17 protein-coding genes and 1 tRNA gene are annotated in these 17,694 nt (G+C 70.3%); 15 read left to right on the top strand and 3 right to left on the bottom strand.

Features of this window, described 5'->3' with window-relative positions; all coding sequences use genetic code 11:
- Nucleotides 1-74: 74 nt before the first annotated feature.
- The 3 genes from B0I28_RS17570 to B0I28_RS17560 form a co-directional block, all read right to left on the bottom strand.
- A complete protein-coding gene (locus tag B0I28_RS17570) occupies nucleotides 75-1,736 on the bottom strand; it encodes an alkaline phosphatase D family protein (protein WP_106365123.1) in 1,662 nt (553 codons plus the stop codon).
- A gap of 129 nt (nucleotides 1,737-1,865) precedes the next feature.
- Nucleotides 1,866-2,720: a hypothetical protein gene (locus B0I28_RS17565; RefSeq protein WP_106365122.1), complete on the bottom strand. Its 855-nt coding sequence runs from the start codon at nucleotides 2,718-2,720 to the stop codon at nucleotides 1,866-1,868.
- The gene (locus tag B0I28_RS17560) at nucleotides 2,699-3,520 is read right to left on the bottom strand and encodes an enoyl-CoA hydratase-related protein (protein ID WP_219926825.1); all 822 of its coding nucleotides are present in this window, start codon (nucleotides 3,518-3,520) and stop codon (nucleotides 2,699-2,701) included. Before B0I28_RS17560 ends, B0I28_RS17565 begins: the two co-directional genes overlap by 22 nt.
- Before the next feature lie 18 nt (nucleotides 3,521-3,538).
- Between B0I28_RS17560 and hemW the strand changes: the two genes are divergently transcribed.
- The 15 genes from hemW to B0I28_RS17485 all read left to right on the top strand — a co-directional run bounded on the left by hemW (nucleotide 3,539) and on the right by B0I28_RS17485 (nucleotide 17,472).
- Nucleotides 3,539-4,723, top strand: a complete 1,185-nt coding sequence (hemW, locus tag B0I28_RS17555) for a radical SAM family heme chaperone HemW (protein WP_106365121.1) — start codon at nucleotides 3,539-3,541, stop codon at nucleotides 4,721-4,723.
- Nucleotides 4,724-4,926: 203 nt separating this feature from the next.
- Nucleotides 4,927-6,048 carry a CapA family protein gene (locus B0I28_RS17550; protein ID WP_106365120.1) on the top strand — a complete coding sequence of 374 codons (1,122 nt, stop codon included), beginning with the start codon at nucleotides 4,927-4,929 and terminating at the stop codon, nucleotides 6,046-6,048.
- Between the two features lie 118 nt (nucleotides 6,049-6,166).
- The gene (gene hrcA, locus B0I28_RS17545) at nucleotides 6,167-7,183 is read left to right on the top strand and encodes a heat-inducible transcriptional repressor HrcA (protein WP_106365167.1); all 1,017 of its coding nucleotides are present in this window, start codon (nucleotides 6,167-6,169) and stop codon (nucleotides 7,181-7,183) included.
- Nucleotides 7,184-7,202: 19 nt separating this feature from the next.
- Nucleotides 7,203-8,339, top strand: a complete 1,137-nt coding sequence (gene dnaJ / locus B0I28_RS17540; RefSeq protein WP_106365166.1) for a molecular chaperone DnaJ — start codon at nucleotides 7,203-7,205, stop codon at nucleotides 8,337-8,339.
- 71 nt (nucleotides 8,340-8,410) lie between these two features.
- Entirely contained in the window at nucleotides 8,411-8,887 is a 477-nt protein-coding gene (locus B0I28_RS17535) for a hypothetical protein (protein ID WP_106365119.1), read from the top strand.
- Between the two features lie 20 nt (nucleotides 8,888-8,907).
- A complete protein-coding gene (locus B0I28_RS17530) occupies nucleotides 8,908-9,633 on the top strand; it encodes a 16S rRNA (uracil(1498)-N(3))-methyltransferase (RefSeq protein WP_106365118.1) in 726 nt (241 codons plus the stop codon).
- Nucleotides 9,634-9,701: 68 nt separating this feature from the next.
- Nucleotides 9,702-10,496, top strand: coding sequence for a hypothetical protein (locus tag B0I28_RS17525; protein WP_106365117.1), 795 nt, complete (start codon nucleotides 9,702-9,704; stop codon nucleotides 10,494-10,496).
- Between the two features lie 19 nt (nucleotides 10,497-10,515).
- Entirely contained in the window at nucleotides 10,516-10,869 is a 354-nt protein-coding gene (locus B0I28_RS17520) for a histidine triad nucleotide-binding protein (protein ID WP_106365116.1), read from the top strand.
- 142 nt (nucleotides 10,870-11,011) lie between these two features.
- Nucleotides 11,012-13,144, top strand: coding sequence for a PhoH family protein (locus tag B0I28_RS17515; protein ID WP_106365115.1), 2,133 nt, complete (start codon nucleotides 11,012-11,014; stop codon nucleotides 13,142-13,144).
- Nucleotides 13,122-13,595, top strand: a complete 474-nt coding sequence (ybeY, locus tag B0I28_RS17510; RefSeq protein ID WP_106365114.1) for an rRNA maturation RNase YbeY — start codon at nucleotides 13,122-13,124, stop codon at nucleotides 13,593-13,595. Before B0I28_RS17515 ends, ybeY begins: the two co-directional genes overlap by 23 nt.
- 6 nt (nucleotides 13,596-13,601) lie before the next feature.
- The gene (locus B0I28_RS17505) at nucleotides 13,602-14,903 is read left to right on the top strand and encodes a hemolysin family protein (protein ID WP_106365113.1); all 1,302 of its coding nucleotides are present in this window, start codon (nucleotides 13,602-13,604) and stop codon (nucleotides 14,901-14,903) included.
- On the top strand, nucleotides 14,896-15,234 hold the full coding sequence (locus B0I28_RS17500) for a cytidine deaminase (RefSeq protein ID WP_106365112.1): 339 nt from the start codon (nucleotides 14,896-14,898) through the stop codon (nucleotides 15,232-15,234). The genes B0I28_RS17505 and B0I28_RS17500 overlap by 8 nt, the downstream gene beginning before the upstream one ends.
- Nucleotides 15,227-16,126 (top strand): GTPase Era, encoded by a 900-nt coding sequence (era, locus tag B0I28_RS17495; protein ID WP_106365111.1) that lies wholly within the window; start codon nucleotides 15,227-15,229, stop codon nucleotides 16,124-16,126. The genes B0I28_RS17500 and era overlap by 8 nt, the downstream gene beginning before the upstream one ends.
- A 121-nt stretch (nucleotides 16,127-16,247) precedes the next feature.
- Nucleotides 16,248-16,324, top strand: a tRNA-Met gene (locus B0I28_RS17490).
- Between the two features lie 125 nt (nucleotides 16,325-16,449).
- On the top strand, nucleotides 16,450-17,472 hold the full coding sequence (locus B0I28_RS17485) for a TRM11 family SAM-dependent methyltransferase (RefSeq protein WP_219926823.1): 1,023 nt from the start codon (nucleotides 16,450-16,452) through the stop codon (nucleotides 17,470-17,472).
- Nucleotides 17,473-17,694: the final 222 nt, after the last annotated feature.

The following is a 17,694-nucleotide window of genomic DNA, read 5'->3' as shown; positions in this document are numbered from 1 at the left end:
ACGGGTCTTGCGGAGGCACCGCGGCGCACGGAACGGAGGGCGGCCTCGCGGCCGCCCTCCCTTTGCGGGGGAACCTAGTCCAGGTAGTCGTCGGCGAGTTCGTCGGAGTCCGCGAACGGGTTCGTGTTCGTCGACATGGTCGACACGTCGACCGGCCGGTCGTACGTCTGGTGCAGCGAGGGGTCCCGGTCCTCGATCGTGTAGGACCGGCGCGTGTACACCGGCGCGTCCGGCACCGTCACCTGCGGCACGACCTGGAAGTTCACGTCCATCCGGTCGGGCCGGATCACGGTCTCCACATAGCCGCGCTGCGCGTTGCGGAACTTGATGTGCGGGTTGATGACCAGCGCCGAGTTGTCCTCCGGCACCGAGTCGACCCCGTTGCCGCCCGAGGTGATCGACGTCGCGACCAGCTCCACGCCGACCGAGTCGCCCTGCGCGTCGGGGAAGTCCGGGAGGATCTCCCCGGCCCAGTGCGTGTGCACGTCCCCGGTGAGCACCACCGGGTTGCGCACCCCGGCCTCGACCCAGCCGTCGATGATCCGCTGCCGCGACGCCGCGTACCCGTCCCAGCCGTCCATGCTGGTGCGCAGCACGTCGGCGGCGGCGCTGCTGTCGCGCTGCGTGAAGAACACCTGCTGGCCGATGACGTCCCAGCGGGCCGTCGACTCGTGGAACCCGTCGATGAGCCACTCCTCCTGCTCCGCGCCGGTGATGGTGCGCGACTCGTCCCACGCGTCGGCGCAGTTGCTCTGCGTCCCGTCGCCGCACGCCTGGTCGTCGCGGTACTGGCGCGTGTCGAGCATGTGGAAGTTCGCCAGGCGCCCCCACCGGACCCGCCGGTACAGCTGCATGTCGATGCCGTCGGGCACGGAGCTGCGGCGCAGCGGCATGTTCTCCCAGTACGCCTGGAACGCCGCCGCGCGGCGGGCCAGGAACGCGTCGTGGTCGGGGGTGTCCGAGCCGGCTTCCGGAACCTCGTCGGCCCAGTTGTTCTCGGTCTCGTGGTCGTCCCAGATCACCAGCCACGGCGCGACGAGGTGCGCGGCCTGGAGGTCGGCGTCGGCCTTGTACTGGGCGTGGCGCTGGCGGTAGGTCGCGAGCGTGACGGTCTCGGGCCCTTCGTGGTCGCGCACGTTCCCGTCGGGGGAGTTGTAGACGCCCGCCTTGTACTCGTACTGGTAGTCGCCGAGGTGGAGGATGAGGTCGGGGTGCGACTCGGCGAGGTGGCGGTAGGCGGTGAAGTAGCCGTGCTCGTACTGGGAGCAGGACGCGAACGACATGCGCAGCTCGTTCGGCATGGAGCGGCGCGAGGGCGCGGTGAGGGTCCGCCCGACCGGGGACGCCCAGCGGCCGGTCTTGAAGCGGTAGTAGTACTCCCGGGCCGGTTCGAGCCCGTCGACTTCGATGTGGACGCTGTAGCCGGCCTCGGCGGCCGTCTCGACGTGCCCGGAGGCGACGCGGTGGCGGAAGCGCTCGTCCTTGGCGACCTCCCACTTGACGTCGAAGACGCCGTTCGGCATGCCGCCGAAGCCGTCTTCGGCGAGGGGGTTCAGCGCGAGGCGGGTCCACAGGACCACGCCGTCGGGCTCGGGGTCGCCCGAGGCGACGCCGAGGGTGAAGGGGTCGGCGGTGAGCGTCGGGTGGATCCTCGTCTCGGCCCAGGCCGCGGCGGGGACCGCGGTCGCGGCGGCGGCGCCGGTGGACGCGAGCAGGATGCGGCGCGACATGCGCATGATATGGCCTCGCTTCGGGGGGAGTTGAGCGGGTTTGTGACCCGTACAGCCCAGCAAGCGAGCGTGGATTGCCCGGAACGCGCGGACGACGCGCCGGTGAACCGGGGCGGAACTCTGCCGCCCGGCTGCTCAGGCGGCGGCGAAGGTGATGATGACGGCGGCGTGGCTGTCGTTCGCGACGGCCACCGCGTCCTCGCCGTCCTCCTCCGCGTTCGGTTCGGTCCAGCCGTCCTCTCCTGCGGCCCAGACCATGCCGCCGTACGCGACGCTGGTGATCGAGTAGTCGTAGGACCTGGCCACCGCCCAAGCGGCCCGGTTCCAGCCCTCGGCGGCGTCGCTCGGGTCGACCACGACCGTCGTGCCGTCCACTTCGGACACTTCTGCGCCCCAATGGTACGCGAACGCCTCCGCGAGCAGCTCAGGGTCCGCCGTCACCTCGGGGGCGTTCCCCTTGACGCAGCCGATGCCGCCCTCCTTGCCCCCGGCGAAGACCGCGGCGATCACCGTCGCGTCCTCCTCCCACTGCTCGTACAGGTCCGGGTAGGCGCTCACCTGGACCGCCTGCGCGGCCTCGGCGAGCGTCATGTCCTCCCAGCCGTCGGTGCGGCGCAGCTTCTCGTAGAACTTGAACGAGGCGTAGACGGGGTCCATGAGCTCCTCCTCGGAGCCCCACCCCATGCTCGGGCGCTGCTGGAACAGGCCCAGGGAGTCGTCGTGGCCGTACTCGACGTTCTTCAGCTCCGACTCCTGCATCGCCGTGGTGATCGCCACGGCCACGGCCCGCTCGTCCATGCCGTCGCGCAGCCCGACCGCGCTGATCGTCGCCGCGTTCGCCGCCTGCTCCGAGGTCAGGTGGGTCTCCCCGATGCCGGTGGTGAAGTAGCAGCCGGTCTGGCTGGGGCGCAAGGCGTCGCGTGCTTCATCGGTGCAGCCCGCGAGCACGAGCGCCGCGAGCAGCGAGGTCAGGGCCAGGAGTGCGCGCAAGGGAGACTCCGATCAGGTCGGTCGGCGGCTGGTAAGCCTACCCAAGAAGCCGGTCGCTTCTCAATGAACGAACGGACCCCTTCGCGCCCCTCTTCGGCGAAGAAGTACTCGGCCGTCAGTGCAGCCGCCTCCCGCAGCCGCTCCCGCAGATCCGGTGTGGCCGTGAGCACTTTGATCCCCGCCTGCGCTGATGGGCCGCCCGCGACCAGGCTCTCGACCAGCTCCCCCTGGTGCTTCGCGAGCGCGTCGGGCACGACCGCCCGCGTCACCAGGCCCCACGAGGACGCCTGCACCGCGTCGAACGACTCCCCGGTGAGGAACAGCCGCCGCATCAGGCCCGCGTCGAGCTTGCGCGCCACGACCGGCGCGATCACCGCCGGGACGACGCCGAGCCGGACCTCGCTGAACGCCATCGGCGCATTGTGGGCCGCGACCACGAGGTCGGCCGCCGCGAGCAGGCCCATGCCGCCGCCCTTCGCGCCGCCGCCCGCGGCCGCCACCACCGGTTTGGGGGCCTCGCAGATGTCGGCGAGCAGCTCGGCCAGGTGCGCCGCCGGAAGGTCTTCGAGCCGCGTCGCCGCCGCCGACTCCTTCAGGTCCGCGCCCGCGCAGAACACCGGCCCGGAGTGGTCGATCACGATGACCCGCACGACCGGGTCCGCCACCGCCTCGGCGATGGCCTCGCGCAGCTCGCCGATCATGCGAGTCGAGAGCGCGTTGCGCCGCTGCGGGGCGTCGAGGGTAATCGAGGCCACGTTCAGGTCCGCGCGGTACTTGATGAGAGCGTCGTTGCCGTTCACGCAAGTACCGTAGACAGGGTGTCCACCAGTCCCGCAACCGACATCGCCGCGGCCGCCGCCGACCCCTCCGCCGGGAGCGCCGGATTCGGGTTCTACGTCCACGTCCCGTTCTGCGTCTCGCGCTGCGGGTACTGCGACTTCAACACCTACACCGCCTCCGAGCTGGGCGCGGGCGTCTCCCGCGACACCTACGCCGCGATCGTGCGCAGCGAGATCCGCTCCGCCGCGGCGCGCTTCGGCACGCGCCCGAAGGTCGACACGGTCTTCTTCGGCGGCGGCACGCCCACGCTCCTGAGCGCCGCCGACCTCGCCTCGATCCTCGCCGAGATCGACCGCGAGTTCGGGCTCGCCGACGGCTACGAGGCCACCACCGAGGCCAACCCCGAGTCGATCGACGCCGACTACCTCGCCGAACTCCACGACGGCGGCTTCACCCGCCTGTCGGTCGGCATGCAGTCCACCGCCTCCCACGTGCTCAAGGTCCTCGACCGCGAGCACTCCCCGCAGAAGGCCCTCGACGCGGTCGCCCACGCGCACAAGGCCGGTTTCGAGCACGTCAGCCTCGACCTGATCTACGGCACCCCCGGCGAGAGCGCCGCCGACTTCGCCGACAGCCTCGCCGCCGCCGTCGACACCGGCGTCGACCACGTCTCCGCGTACGCCCTCATCGTCGAGGACGGCACCGCGCTGGCCCGCCGCATCCGCTCCGGGCGGGTGCCGCAGCCCTCCGACGACGTCGCCGCCGACCGCTACCTCGCCGCGGAAGCCGCCCTCTCCGCGGCCGGGTTCTCCTGGTACGAGGTCTCGAACTGGGCCAGGAACGATACCGCCAGGTGCCGACACAACCTCCTGTACTGGGAGGGCGGCCACTGGTGGGGCGCCGGGCCCGGCGCCCACTCCCATCTGCCGGGCGTGCGCTGGTGGAACCACAAGCACCCCTCGACTTACGGGACCGCCCTCGCGGAGGGCCTGCCCGTCGCGGGCCACGAGCTCCTCACCGACGACGACCGCTATCTGGAGCGGGTGCTCCTGCTCACCCGCCTCGCCAGCGGCCTCCCCCTCGCCGAGCTGCGCCCCGAGGGCCGGGCCGCCGCCGGACGCGTTGCGGCCGAAGGACTCGCCGACATCCGCGACGACCGGCTCGTCCTCACGCTCCGCGGTCGCCTCCTCGCCGACGCCGTGGTGAGAGACCTCACCGGCTGACGACGCCCGAGCGGGCGCCCCGTAGATTTGAGCCCGTCACGGACGAGCCATCCTCGCGTTGGCCGTCGCGGCGCGCGCCGGCCCCCAGCCGACGGCGCCGACGCGGGCCGCGCCGACCCCCGGCACCAGGTCCCGTCCCCCTGTACCGGACGGAACCCCCAGGCCCCGACCCCTGAATCCTCGACACCGGAGCCCGAGCACCCATGCACACGCCATCCCCCGCCGCCACCCGCCGTGGCGTCCTCGCCGCCTCCCTCGCCGGGCTCGCCCTGGCCGCGTGCTCCGAGGAGGAGCCGCCCCCGGCGGACGACGGCGGCGCGGGCGCCGCCGAGGAGAGCCCCTCCGAATCCCCCTCGCCCGAACCGCCCCGCGAGATCACCATCACCCACGTCGGCGACACCATGCCCGGCTCCTACCCCAACCAGATGGCCTCCGACGACGGCGCCAGCTTCTTCGACGGCGTCCGCGACAACCTCACCGGGGACGTCGTCATCGCCAACATGGAAGGCGCCCTCTCCACCCTGGAGTTCGACAAGTGCGGCGGCGGCGCCTGCACCTACTTCCGCCTCCCTTCCGACTACGCCCAGGTCTTCGCCGACGCGGGCTTCCACGTCCTCAACCAGGCCAACAACCACGGCTGGGACGCCGGACCCGACGGCGCCACCGAGACCCAGGACGCCATCCGCGCCGCCGGCATGGAGGTCTGCGGCATCAAGGACGAGGTCGCCCTCGTCGAGACCGAGTCCGGCCTCACCGTCGGCCTCGTCGGCTTCGCGCCCTACACCTTCTACACCGACAACCGCGACCTCGACGCCGTCGCCGCCCTCGTCTCCGCCGCCAAGGAGCAGGCCGACATCGTCGTCGCCACCGCCCACCTCGGCGCCGAGGGCACCGACCACCGCCACGTCCCCGAAGGCGTCGAGAACTACCTCGGCGAGGACCGCGGCGACACCCGCGCCTTCGCCCACACCTGCATCGACTCCGGCGCCGACATCGTCTTCGGCCACGGCCCGCACGTGCTGCGCGGCATGGAGGTCTACAACGGCAAGCTCATCGCCTACTCCCTCGGGAACTTCGGCGGCGGCCAGAACCTCTTCAGCATGGACGGCGCCCTCGGCCGCTCCGCGATCCTCTCGGTCACCATCCGCGAGGACGGCACCATCGCCGCCGCCAAGGCCCAGGCCAGCCGCATGAACGGCGACGGCTACCCGACGATCGACGAGGACAACGGCGCGTTCGACGACCTCAACGAGCTGGCCGCCGACTTCGGCGACAGCGGCGTGACCGTCGCCGACGACGGCGCGCTCATCATCCCGGGCGTCTGACCCCCCACGTACACTGGCACTCCTGGACAGGGAGTGCCAAACTTGAGTCCGGCAGACTGAGCTTCCGCTCGGCCTGCCGGACCGAAGAAGGCACCGAGACCGAGGGGACGTGGCGGCGATGGACGATCGCAAGCTCGAAGTGCTGCGCGCCATCGTCGAGGACTACGTGGCGACCCAGGAGCCCGTCGGCTCCAAGGCCGTCGCCCAGCGCCACTCCCTCGGCGTCTCCGCCGCCACCGTCCGCAACGACATGGCCTACCTCGAAGAGGCCGGGTACATCCAGCAGCCCCACACCTCCGCGGGCCGCATCCCCACCGCCAAGGGCTACCGCCTCTTCGTCGACCGCCTCGGCAAGATCAAGCCCCTCTCGGCCGCCGAGCGCCGCGCCGTCCACCGCTTCCTCGCCGAAGCGATCGACCTCGACGACGTCGTCACCCGTACCGTGCGCCTCCTCGCCCAGCTCACCCACCAGGTCGCCGTCGTCCAGTACCCGAGCCTCAACCGCTCCTCCGTGCGCCACCTCGAACTCGTGTCCCTCACCCCCACCCGGCTCATGCTCGTCATGATCACCGACACCGGACGCGTCGAGCAGCGCTACGTCGAGGTCCCCGCCGAGCTCACCGAGGACGACGTCCTCGACCTGCGCCGCCTCGTCAACGAGCAGCTCCAGGGCAAGCCCCTCGCCGACGCCCCCCGCATCATCGCCGGACTCGCCGGGCTCGCCCGCCCCGAACTGCGCGCCACCGCCTCCGAGCTGGCCCGCGTCCTCCTCGACTCCGTCGTCGCCCGCACCGAGGAGCGCGTGGCCGTCGCCGGCGCCGCGAACCTCACCCGCAACGGGAACTTCTTCGCCGGGTCCCTGCGGCCCATCCTCGAAGCGCTCGAAGAGGAGGTCGTGCTCATGCAGCTGCTGGGCCGCGCCGACTCCAACGCGCTGCTGACGGTCCGCATCGGCGACGAGAACGAGGTCGCCGACTTCCGGGAGGCCACCGTCGTCACCGCCGGGTACGGCCCCGGCTCCGTCGTCGGGCACATGGGCGTGCTCGGGCCGACCCGCATGGACTACCCGGGCACGATCGCGGCCGTCCGCGCCGTCGCCCGGTACGTATCAGAGATTTTGGAACAGAACCGCTGACAGGACGATGAGCATCCACGTGGCTAAGGACTACTACGGCATCCTCGGTGTCGAGCGCAACGCGACCGAGGACGAGCTGAAGAAGGCGTACCGGAAGCTGGCGCGCAAGTACCACCCCGACGTCAGCGACGAACCCGACGCGCAGGAGCGCCTCCAGGAGATCAACGCCGCCTTCGAGGTCCTCATGGACCCCCAGAAGCGGGCGATCGTCGACGCGGGCGGCGACCCGTACGCGCGCGGCGCCGCGGGGGGCGGCGCCGGGGCGCCGTTCATGGGCTTCGAGGACATCATGGACGCGTTCTTCGGCGGCTCCATGGGCGGCTTCGGCCGCCGCGGCCCCCGCTCGCGCACCCGGCCCGGCAACGACGCGCTCCTGCGCCTCGACCTCGACCTCGAAGAGGTCGCGTTCGGCACCGAGTCCACGCTCACGGTCGACACCGCGATCCTCTGCGACGCCTGCGACGGCACCTGCACCGAGGGCTCCAGCGAACCGCAGACGTGCTCCACGTGCGGCGGCTCCGGCGAGGTCCAGGTCGTGCAGCGCACCATCCTCGGCCAGGTCCGCACCGCGCGCCCCTGCTCGGCCTGCTCCGGCTACGGCACGATCATCACCGACCCGTGCCGCAAGTGCGGCGGCGAAGGCCGCGTGCGCTCGCGTCGGCGCATCACCGTCAAGGTCCCCGCGGGCGTCGAGGACGGCATGCGCATCCGCCTCTCCGGCGAAGGCGAGGTCGGCCCCGGCGGCGGCCCCGCCGGCGACCTGTACGTCGAGGTCCACGAGAAGCCCCACGAGGTCTTCACCCGCGAAGGCTCCGACCTGCGCTGCCGCGTCCGCGTCCCCATGACGCAGGCCGCCCTCGGCACCAAGCTCACCATCCACACCCTCGACGACCAGGTCGAGGTCGAGGTCTCCTCCGGCACGCAGCCCGGCACCATCAAGAAGGTCCGCGGCCACGGCGTCCCCAAGCTCCGCGGCGGCGGCACCCGCGGCGACCTCTACGTCGAACTCGACGTGCGCACCCCGAGCAAGCTCGACGCCGAGCAGGAGGAGCTCCTCCGCAAGCTCGCGAGCCTCCGTGACGAGGAGATCAAGGAAGTCAAAGGCGGCTCGGGTTTTTTTAGCCGCATGCGCGATGCTTTCAACGGCCACGCGTAGGCCCCCAGCCTGACGAGCCCCGTCCCCCGCTCCAGCGGTCGGGAGGCGGGGCTCCGCTACACTGCGGCCCCGTGATCAGCCTCGACCCCGCCACCCTTGTGCTCCTCGCCCTCCTCATCGTCGCGGGCCTCGTCGCCCTCGCCGTGTACCTGCGCCGCCGCACCGCCCCCGCGGGCGGCCCCCGCCTCGACGCGACCCCGCCGCCCGGCGGCCCGCAGACCGGCGAGCGCTGGCTGGCCGACGTGCCCTTCGAGGACGAGCCGCGCCGCTCCAAGGAGCGCCCCGTCCTCGTCATCGGCTACTCCGGCCGCGGGTACTGGGTCCTCAAATGCACCACCCAGGAGCCCCGCGAGGCCGAATGGCGCGTCGCCGCCCCCGCGAACCGCTGGGACCCGCCCGCCGACAAGGACGGCTGGGTCGACCTCGCCCCCGTCCACCTCCCGCGCCGCCGCTTCGACCACGCCTTCGGCCGCATCGGCGACCCGGCCCTCTACCGCAAGATCACCGGCCGCCTCCGCTGGGACCGCGCCGTCGACTTCACCCGCTGAATGCGCACTACACTGGCCCGGTGAGCGATCCGGTCTTCCTCGTCGACGCCCTCCCGGCCCCCGGCGACTACGTCCTCGACGGCCCCGAAGGGCACCACGCCGCCGACGTGCAGCGCCTCCAGCCCGGCGAGACCCTGCTCCTCGCCGACGGCTCCGGCGGCGTCGCCGCCGCGCGCGTCGCACACGCCGAGCGCGGGCTCCTGCGCCTCGACGTCCTCGACAACCGCACGCTCCCCGACCCCGACCCGAAGCTCACCGTCGTCCAGGCCCTCCCCAAGGGCGACAGGGGCGAGCGCGCCGTGCAGATGCTCACCGAGATCGGCGTCGACGAAGTGATCCCCTGGGCCGCATCGCGATCCATCGTCCAGTGGAAGGGCCCGCGCGGCGACAAGGCCCGCGCCAAATGGGACGCGACCGCCCGCGAAGCCTCCAAGCAGGCCCGCCGCGCCCACCTCGCGCACGTCGCCGAGCTGCACACCACGAAGCAGCTCGTGCAGCGCCTCCGCACGGCCGCGCAGGTCCTCGTCCTCCACGAGGAGGCCACCCTCCCGCTCTCGCAGGTCCCGCTGTCCACCTCCGGTGAGATCGCCCTCGTCATCGGCCCCGAAGGCTCCATCAGCCCCGACGAGCTCGCGTCGCTCTCCGAGTTCGGCGAGCCGGTCCGCCTCGGCGACACCGTCCTGCGCACCTCCACCGCGGGCCCCGCGGCCCTCGCGGTCCTCCAGGCCCGCCTCGGCCGCTGGTAATTCAGGACACACCCATTTGTCTTGTCCGGGTAGCATTGTGAGACTCTCCTGACCCCCGAGGAGTCTCCATGTTCGACCCGAATACCCCTCCGCCCCAGACCTCCCAGCCGCCCCTCCAGACGGCCCCGCCCAAGCCCCGGCGAAAGCCCCTGCGCTGGCGGCTCTTCGCGGATGTGATCGCCTTCGCGACGGCCATCCTCAGCCTCACACTCGCGATCTTCGCAGGTACGTCGCGCGATGAGGCCCGGGATGAGGCCGCCTCGCTCGCCGACCAGATCGCTGCACTCGACTCCGAGATCGCGTCGCTGTCGGATGAACGCGACCGTCTCCAGGACGACCTCGCCGCGACGCCCACCACCGACTCGACGACCGACGCCGGCACCGACGGCGGGCCGGCCGTCGGAAGCGAGGGTGAAGGCGCGTATGTGGCTCTCGATGAAGCGGTTTCGGAAGAGTACTGCGAGAACTACCAGTCATGGGTGCCTTCCACGCTCCAGATCGACGGCGAGGAGTATTTCGAGGGATTTCAATGCGATATGGAACGCGGCGGCAACTCGACCCCGCCGATGGCCTATCTCGATTTCGTGGTCCCGAACGATGCCGTCCGGCTCACAGGGCTCGCCGGGATCGACGACCGCTCGACCGACGACACGATGGTGGTCAAGTTCTCGGTGCTCACCGTTCCGGAGTCAGAGGAGCCACTGTTCACCGCCACGCTCGCCTACGGCGACGGCGCTGAGGCGTTCGACATTCCGCTCGGCGAGACCGGTCGGGTGCGGTTCCAAGTCGAAGTCGCGTCCTCAGACCACCCCGACCCCCACGAACCTGCGATCATCGGCTGGGCCGACGTGCGTTTCGAGTGACCGGTACTACGATCCACGGATGACCGACACCGACTGCATCTTCTGCAAGCTCGCCGCGGGCGAGATCCCTTCCAAGAAGGTGAAGGAGACCGAGCGCGTGCTCGCGTTCCGCGACCTGTACCCGAAGGCCCCCGTGCACGTCCTGGTCATGCCCAAGGACCACTACGCGAACACGGCCGAGCTCACCGCCGCCGACCCCGCGCTGGCGGCGGAGGTCCTGACCGTCGCGGCCGAGGTCGCGGAGTCGGAGGGCATCGCCGAGACCGGGTGGAACCTCCTCGCGAACACCGGCGCCGAGGCCGGGCAGACCATCTTCCACGTGCACTTCCACGTGCTCGGCGGCAAAGCGTTCGAACCGCTGCTGGCGGGATGAAATCACACCGCCGCCCCGTTTACCCGCTGTCCCTTGTCGCAGGCAGGAACTACCATTGGGGCATGGAAACCGCGGCTCCCGAGGGGCCGCTCGAAGTCTCTTTTGAGGAAGCAGGTGGCGAACAGCCCTCGCGGCGAAGCCTATGACCGACCGCTCTGACAACGTCAACAACTCTTCGACGATCACGTCCACGATCACCGTCGGCGACCAGAGCGCGCTCATGGCACTGCTGGGCCGCGCCGACGAGAACCTGCGCTACATCGAACGCCGCTTCCCCGGCGTCGACCTCCACGTGCGCGGGGACACCATCACCCTCACCGGCATCAACGGGGCGCCGCGCGCCGCCGAACGACTCGTGAAGGAGCTGCTCGCCTTGATCGAGAACGGCGAGAACGTCGATCCCGACATCATCCGGCGCACGGAGAACATGCTCAAGTCCGCGCCCGGCGAGCGCCCCGTGGACGTGCTCACGCAGAACATCGTCTCCAAGCGCGGCAAGGCGATCCGCCCCAAGACGATCGGGCAGAAGCGCTACGTGGAGGCGATCGACGACAACACGATCGTGTTCGGCATCGGCCCCGCCGGCACCGGCAAGACCTACCTCGCCATGGCGAAGGCCGTCCAGGCGCTCCAGGCCAAGGAGATCAGCCGGATCATCCTCACCCGCCCCGCGGTCGAGGCCGGCGAGCGGCTCGGGTTCCTGCCCGGCACGCTCTTCGAGAAGATCGACCCGTACCTGCGCCCGCTGTACGACGCGCTGCACGACATGATCGACCCGGGCTCGATCCCGAAGCTCATGGAGTCCGGCACGATCGAGGTCGCGCCGCTGGCCTTCATGCGCGGGAGGGCGCATGCGGTCTTCACCAACGTACTGACCCCCGACGGTTGGCGCGAGATCGGCGACCTCGAAGTCGGTGACCTCGTGGTCGGCTCCAACGGGGAACCGACGCCGGTACTCGGGGTCTACCCCCAGGGCAAGAAGGAGATGTACCGGGTCACCGCCCAGGACGGAGCCTCGGTGCTCGCCTGCGCAGAGCACCTGTGGGCGGTCAAAACCGCCGCAGACAAGCGTCGCGGCAAGCCCCACCGGATCCTCGAAACCCAGGAGATGATCGACGATCTCCGGGTTCATCACCAGCGCAAGTACGAGCTGCCGTTGGTCAGCAAGCCTGTGGAGTTCCCTGAACGCGAGGTCCCCATGGATCCCTACGCTCTCGGCCTGCTCCTCGGCGACGGTTGCCTGACCGGTACGACTACGCCCAGTTTCAGTACAGCTGACCCGGAACTCGCCGAAGCGCTTGAAGCAGCGCTGCCAGGTGTGCAGGTACGGCACAAGTCGGGCCCCGACTACGTCCTGAACCGCGTCGCCTCGTCAGGCGATGTCGTCACCATCGTCAATCCGGTGACCAAGGCCCTTCGTGAACTCGAACTCCTCGGGACGATGTCCCATAACAAGGACATTCCGGAAATCTACCGCTTCAATTCCTCGGCGACCCGTCTGGCACTGCTTCAGGGTCTGCTCGATTCCGACGGCGGGCCGGTCGTTCAGTCCGGTCGTACGTGCCGGATCCAGTACACGACCACCTCCATCGTCCTCCGTGACCACGTGACCGAGCTTGTGCAGTCGCTCGGCGGCATCGCGTACAGCCGCCGCAGGCCCGCTGATGGCCGGAAGCCGGGCAGTGCGAGAGGCCGGGATGTCGAGCACCGCCAGGATGCGCACATCATCGACATACGCCTGCCGGAGGGCATCGAACCGTTCCGGCTGGAACGCAAGGCGGCGAAGTATCGCGCCACCGGCGGCGGTCGTCCGATGCGCTTCATCGACTCGATCGAGTACGCGGGCGAAGAGGAGGCGGTGTGCATCCAGGTCGCGGCCGAGGATTCGCTCTACGTCACTGAGGACTACCTCGTGACCCACAACACGCTCAACGACGCGTTCATCATCCTCGACGAGGCGCAGAACACCACGCCCGAGCAGATGAAGATGTTCCTCACCCGCCTCGGCTTCGGCTCGAAGATCGTCGTCACCGGCGACGTCACCCAGGTCGACCTGCCCGGCGGCACCACCTCCGGGCTGCGCGTGGTCCGCGACATCCTCGAAGGCGTCGAGGACGTGCACTTCGCCACGCTCCGGGCGGAAGACGTCGTCCGCCACCAGCTCGTCAGCGATATCGTGAACGCCTACGAGAAGTGGGACGCCGCGAAGGACGGCCATCGCGCACCCGCCGGGAAAGGGCATCGAGGGAACCGTGGGCATCGAGATCATCAATGAGTCCGGGCGCGACGTCGACGAAGCGGGCATCCGGGCCGTCGCCGAGTTCGCGCTCCTGGAGATGGGCGTCAACCCGCTCGCCGAGCTCTCGGTGCTCATCGTCGACATCGAGCACATGACCGAGCTGAACAAGCGCTGGATGGGCGGCAGCGGGCCCACCGACGTCCTGTCGTTCCCGATGGACGACGCGATGCCGGCCCGCCCCGACTCCTCGGAGCCGGGCACGCCCATCCTCGGCGACCTCGTGCTCTCGCCCGAAGTCGCCGAGGCCCAGGCCAAGGACGCCGGGCACTCCACCGCCGACGAGATGCACATGCTCTCCGTCCACGGCGTGCTCCACATCCTCGGCTACGACCACGCCGAACCGGAGCAGGCCAAGGAGATGTTCGGCCTCCAGAACCGGCTGCTCGACTCCTGGCGGGCCAGACGCACGGCCTCGGCGGAGAGTTAGGCCCCGATGCCGTACACCCTGCTGGCAGCCGCCGTCGCGCTCATCGTCGTCGCCGGGGCCGCCGCCATGGTCGACTCTGCCCTCACCGCGGTCTCGCCGGCCCGCGCGGCCGAGCTCGCCGAGCAGCGCCGCCGCGGCGCCGAATCGCTGGTGAAGATCACCGAGGACCTGCCCGGGCACCTCAACCTGCTCATCCTGCTGCGCCTCGCGTGCGAGGCGGCGGCGATCGCGATCGTCGCGGTCATCGCGTTCGACACCTGGAACGACTCGTGGACGGCGGTCGGCGTCTCGGCCGCCGTCATGACCGTCGTGTCCTTCGTCGTCATCGGCGTGAACCCGCGCACGCTGGGCCGCCAGCACGCCTACCCGGTGGCGCTCGCGGTCGCGGGCCCGGTGTCGATGCTCGGCACCGCGCTGGGGCCGCTCGCGAAGGTCCTCATCCTCCTCGGCAACGCGCTCACGCCCGGCAAGGGTTTCCGCGAAGGGCCGTTCGCGACCTCGGAGATCGAGATCCGCGAACTCGTCGACGCCGCCGAGGCCCAGGGCACCGTCGACCACGACGAGCGCGACATGATCGCCTCGGTGTTCGCCTTGGGCGACACCGTGGTCCGCGAGGTCATGGTGCCGCGCACCGCGATGGTGTGGGTGGGCGCCGACACGCCCGCGGACGAGGCCAAGCAGGTCGCGCTCCGCTCCGGCTACTCCCGCATCCCGGTGGTGGGGGAGGACCTCGACGACCTGCGCGGCGTCGTCTACCTCAAGGACCTGGTGCGCCTCGACGACGGCGCGAACCCGCCCGTGGGCGAGGTCATGCGCGCCGTCTCGATCGTCCCGGACTCCAAGCCCGTCGACGACCTGCTGCGCGAGATGCAGACCGCCCGCATCCACATCGCGGGCGTCGTCGACGAGTACGGCGGGACCGCCGGGCTCGTCACCATCGAGGACATCCTGGAGGAGATCGTCGGCGAGATCGCCGACGAGTACGACCAGGAGCTCCCGCCCGTCGCCTGGCTCGACGACCGCACCGCGCGCGTCACGGCCCGGCTCTCGCCCGAGGACCTCGCCGAGCTCTTCGACGTCGACCTGCCCGAGGTCGACGTGGACACCGTCGCGGGTCTTCTCGCCGCCGAGCTCGGGAAGGTCCCGCTCGCGGGCGACCGGGCCCGCCTCGCGGGCCTGGAGCTCACCGCCGAGGGCACCGTGGGCCGGCGCAACCGCATCGAGACGGTGCGCGTCGCGCGGCTGCCCGAAGCCGACGACGCGGCGTCTCCGACCTCCACTGACGAAAGGCACGAACTCAATGTCTGACCTGCACGTCGACGACCTCGACGCCGAGGACGCGAAACTCGTCACGCTGGCCCGCGGGGCCGCGGGGCGCGTCTCGCAGACCACCGGCGCGGCCGTGCGCGACGGCATCGGCCGCACCTACGCCTCGGCGGCGGTGGACCTGCCGTCCCTGCGGCTGACCGCGCTCCAGGCGGCGGTCGCGCAGGCGTTCGCGGCGGGCGCGGAGGCGCTGGAGGCGGCCGTGGTCTTCGGCGTCGAGGCGGACGGCGAGGGCCTGCGGGCCGCACGAGACATCAGCAGCGACGTGGCCGCGTACTCGGTCATCCGAAAAGAGGTGAACCGTCTTGCCTAGCAACGAGTTCCGCGCAGGGTTCGCCTGCTTCGTGGGCCGCCCGAACGCCGGGAAGTCCACGCTCACGAACGCGATCATGGGCCAGAAGATCGCGATCACCTCGAACCGGCCGCAGACCACCCGGCACGTCGTCCGCGCGATCCTGCACCGCCCGGACTCCCAGCTCATCCTGGTCGACACGCCGGGCCTCCACCGGCCCCGCACGCTCCTGGGCGAGCGGCTGAACGACCTGGTCCGCCAGACCTGGTCCGAGGTCGACGTCATCGGCCTGTGCCTGCCCGCCAACGAGAAGCCCGGTCCCGGCGACAAGTTCATCACCGGCGAGATCGCCAAGCTCGGCGCGAAGGTCGTCGCGGTCGTCACCAAGATCGACCTCGTCTCGAAGGACGCGCTGGTCCGCCACCTCACCAACGTCGCGGCCCTCGGCGAGTTCGCCGACATCGTCCCGGTCTCGGCCAAGACCGGCGAGAACCTCGACGAGCTCGTCGGCGTCCTCTCCGGCCACCTGCCCGAGTCGCCGCAGCTCTACCCGGACGGCATGATCTCCGAGGAGCCCGAGCGGGTCATGATGGCCGAGCTCATCCGCGAGGCCGCCCTCGAAGGCGTCCGCGACGAGCTGCCCCACTCCCTCGCCGTCGTCATCGAGGACGTCGAGGACGAGGACTCCGACGGCGGCCCGCGCAAGAAGATCTGGGCCGAGATCTACGTCGAGCGCTCCTCCCAGAAGGGCATCGTCATCGGCAAGGGCGGCGAGCGCCTCAAGCGTGTCGGCACCAAGGCCCGCAAGGGCATCGCCCAGCTCATCGGCGGCCGCGTCTACCTCGACCTCCACGTCCGCGTCGCCAAGGACTGGCAGAAGGACCCCAAGATGCTCGAACGCCTCGGCTTCTAGCGCCCCGGCCCGGCCCCTCCCCGGGGCCGGGTCCCCGACCCCAGGTGAACACCGCGTGACCCCCCTCACCGAACCCGCTGTGGCAGGTGGTTTCAGGGATGATGTACTCTTTACATACCGACGCGGGATAGAGCAGCTCGGTAGCTCGCCAGGCTCATAACCTGGAGGTCGGTGGTTCAAATCCGCCTCCCGCTACCACGTGAAGGACCCGGTTTCCTCGGATGAGGAAGCCGGGTTTTTCGTTGTCCGGGCGCTGCTATATTCGTCTGCGCCCGTGCCCGCCGTGAGGACCGCTAGGAACGTCGAGAATGCAGCAGTACGCCATGCTGATCGCCCCTTCTGCCAACCGGGTGTTCGCCCGGAGTGCGGTGCGGATGGTGGCCAATGAGATCGCCGTGCTGGGGCTGGGGGCCTTGGATGGGGCGGTCGAGGGGGTCGAGGAGCGGGTGCTCGGCGGGGTCCCGTACCTGGTGTTCAGGTCGGGGTCGCTGAGCGGGCGGGATGTGCGGCTGCTGTCGAACGTGTCGGGGCTGTTCGCGCTGTTCGAGGTGCACGGGACGATGCTGGAGCCGATTCCGGTGCAGCGGATGGACCGGTACGACGACGACCTGGTGTCGATCCTGAAGTACGCGGGGAAGACGAACGAGCAGTTCACGAAGCTGCTGCTGAACGTGACGGCGGCGAGTGCGTTCGGGGCGGAGCGGATCCTCGCGGGCGGGTTGAAGGTGTTCGATCCGATGTGCGGGCGGGGGACCACGCTCAATCAGGCCGCGATGTACGGGTTCGACGCGTATGGGGTGGAAGTCGACAAGCGGGACTTCGAGGCGTACGGGGCGTTCATCCAGCGGTGGCTGAAGGACAAGCGGCTCAAGCACAAGGCGCTGACGAGCCGGGTGAAGCGGGACGGCCGCGGCGTCGGCCAGCAGACCCGGGTGGAGTTCGCGGTGACGAAGGAGCTGCACCGGGCGGGCGAGACGCAGGTGATCGAGATCGTCAACGCGGACACGCTGCGCAGCGGCGAGGTCTACCGGCGGCGGAGTTTCGACCTCATCGTGGCGGACGTGCCGTACGGCGTGCAGCACGCCGCGGTGCGGGAGACCCGGGAGCTGTCGCGGCGGCCCACGGAGCTGCTGGAGGCCGCGATCCCGGTCTGGGCCGAGCTGCTGCGGCCGGGCGGCGCGATGGGCTTGTCCTGGAACACGTACATGACCGAGCGCTCGGAGATGGCCGAGATGCTGGAGGCCGCGGGGATGGAAGTACTGGACGCGGCTCCTTACCTGGACTTCGAGCACCGGGTGGACCACGCGATCAACCGGGACCTGATCGTCGCTCGAATGCCGCGATAGCGCTTGGGCGACACGCTGAAGCGAAGTTTCCGGTTTTTGTAGGGTTCCGCAAGCCGAATCGTTTACTGCTGGGCGCTTGTCGCTTACGTCTGCGTCTACAAGCGACGCTCGTCGTTCGAGTCTGACAAAAATCGGAATCGCGGGGCGTTCCAGTCACTTTGGGTGTTGTTGACTTCACCTAGCGTCGCCTCTACATTCTCCTGCAACGACTCCCATCGGTCG

It is taken from the genome of Glycomyces artemisiae (assembly GCF_003002955.1).
Lineage (GTDB): Bacteria > Actinomycetota > Actinomycetes > Mycobacteriales > Micromonosporaceae > Glycomyces > Glycomyces artemisiae.
The sequence above is the reverse complement of the archived record's forward strand: the minus strand, read 5'-3'. Positions and strand labels throughout refer to the sequence as shown.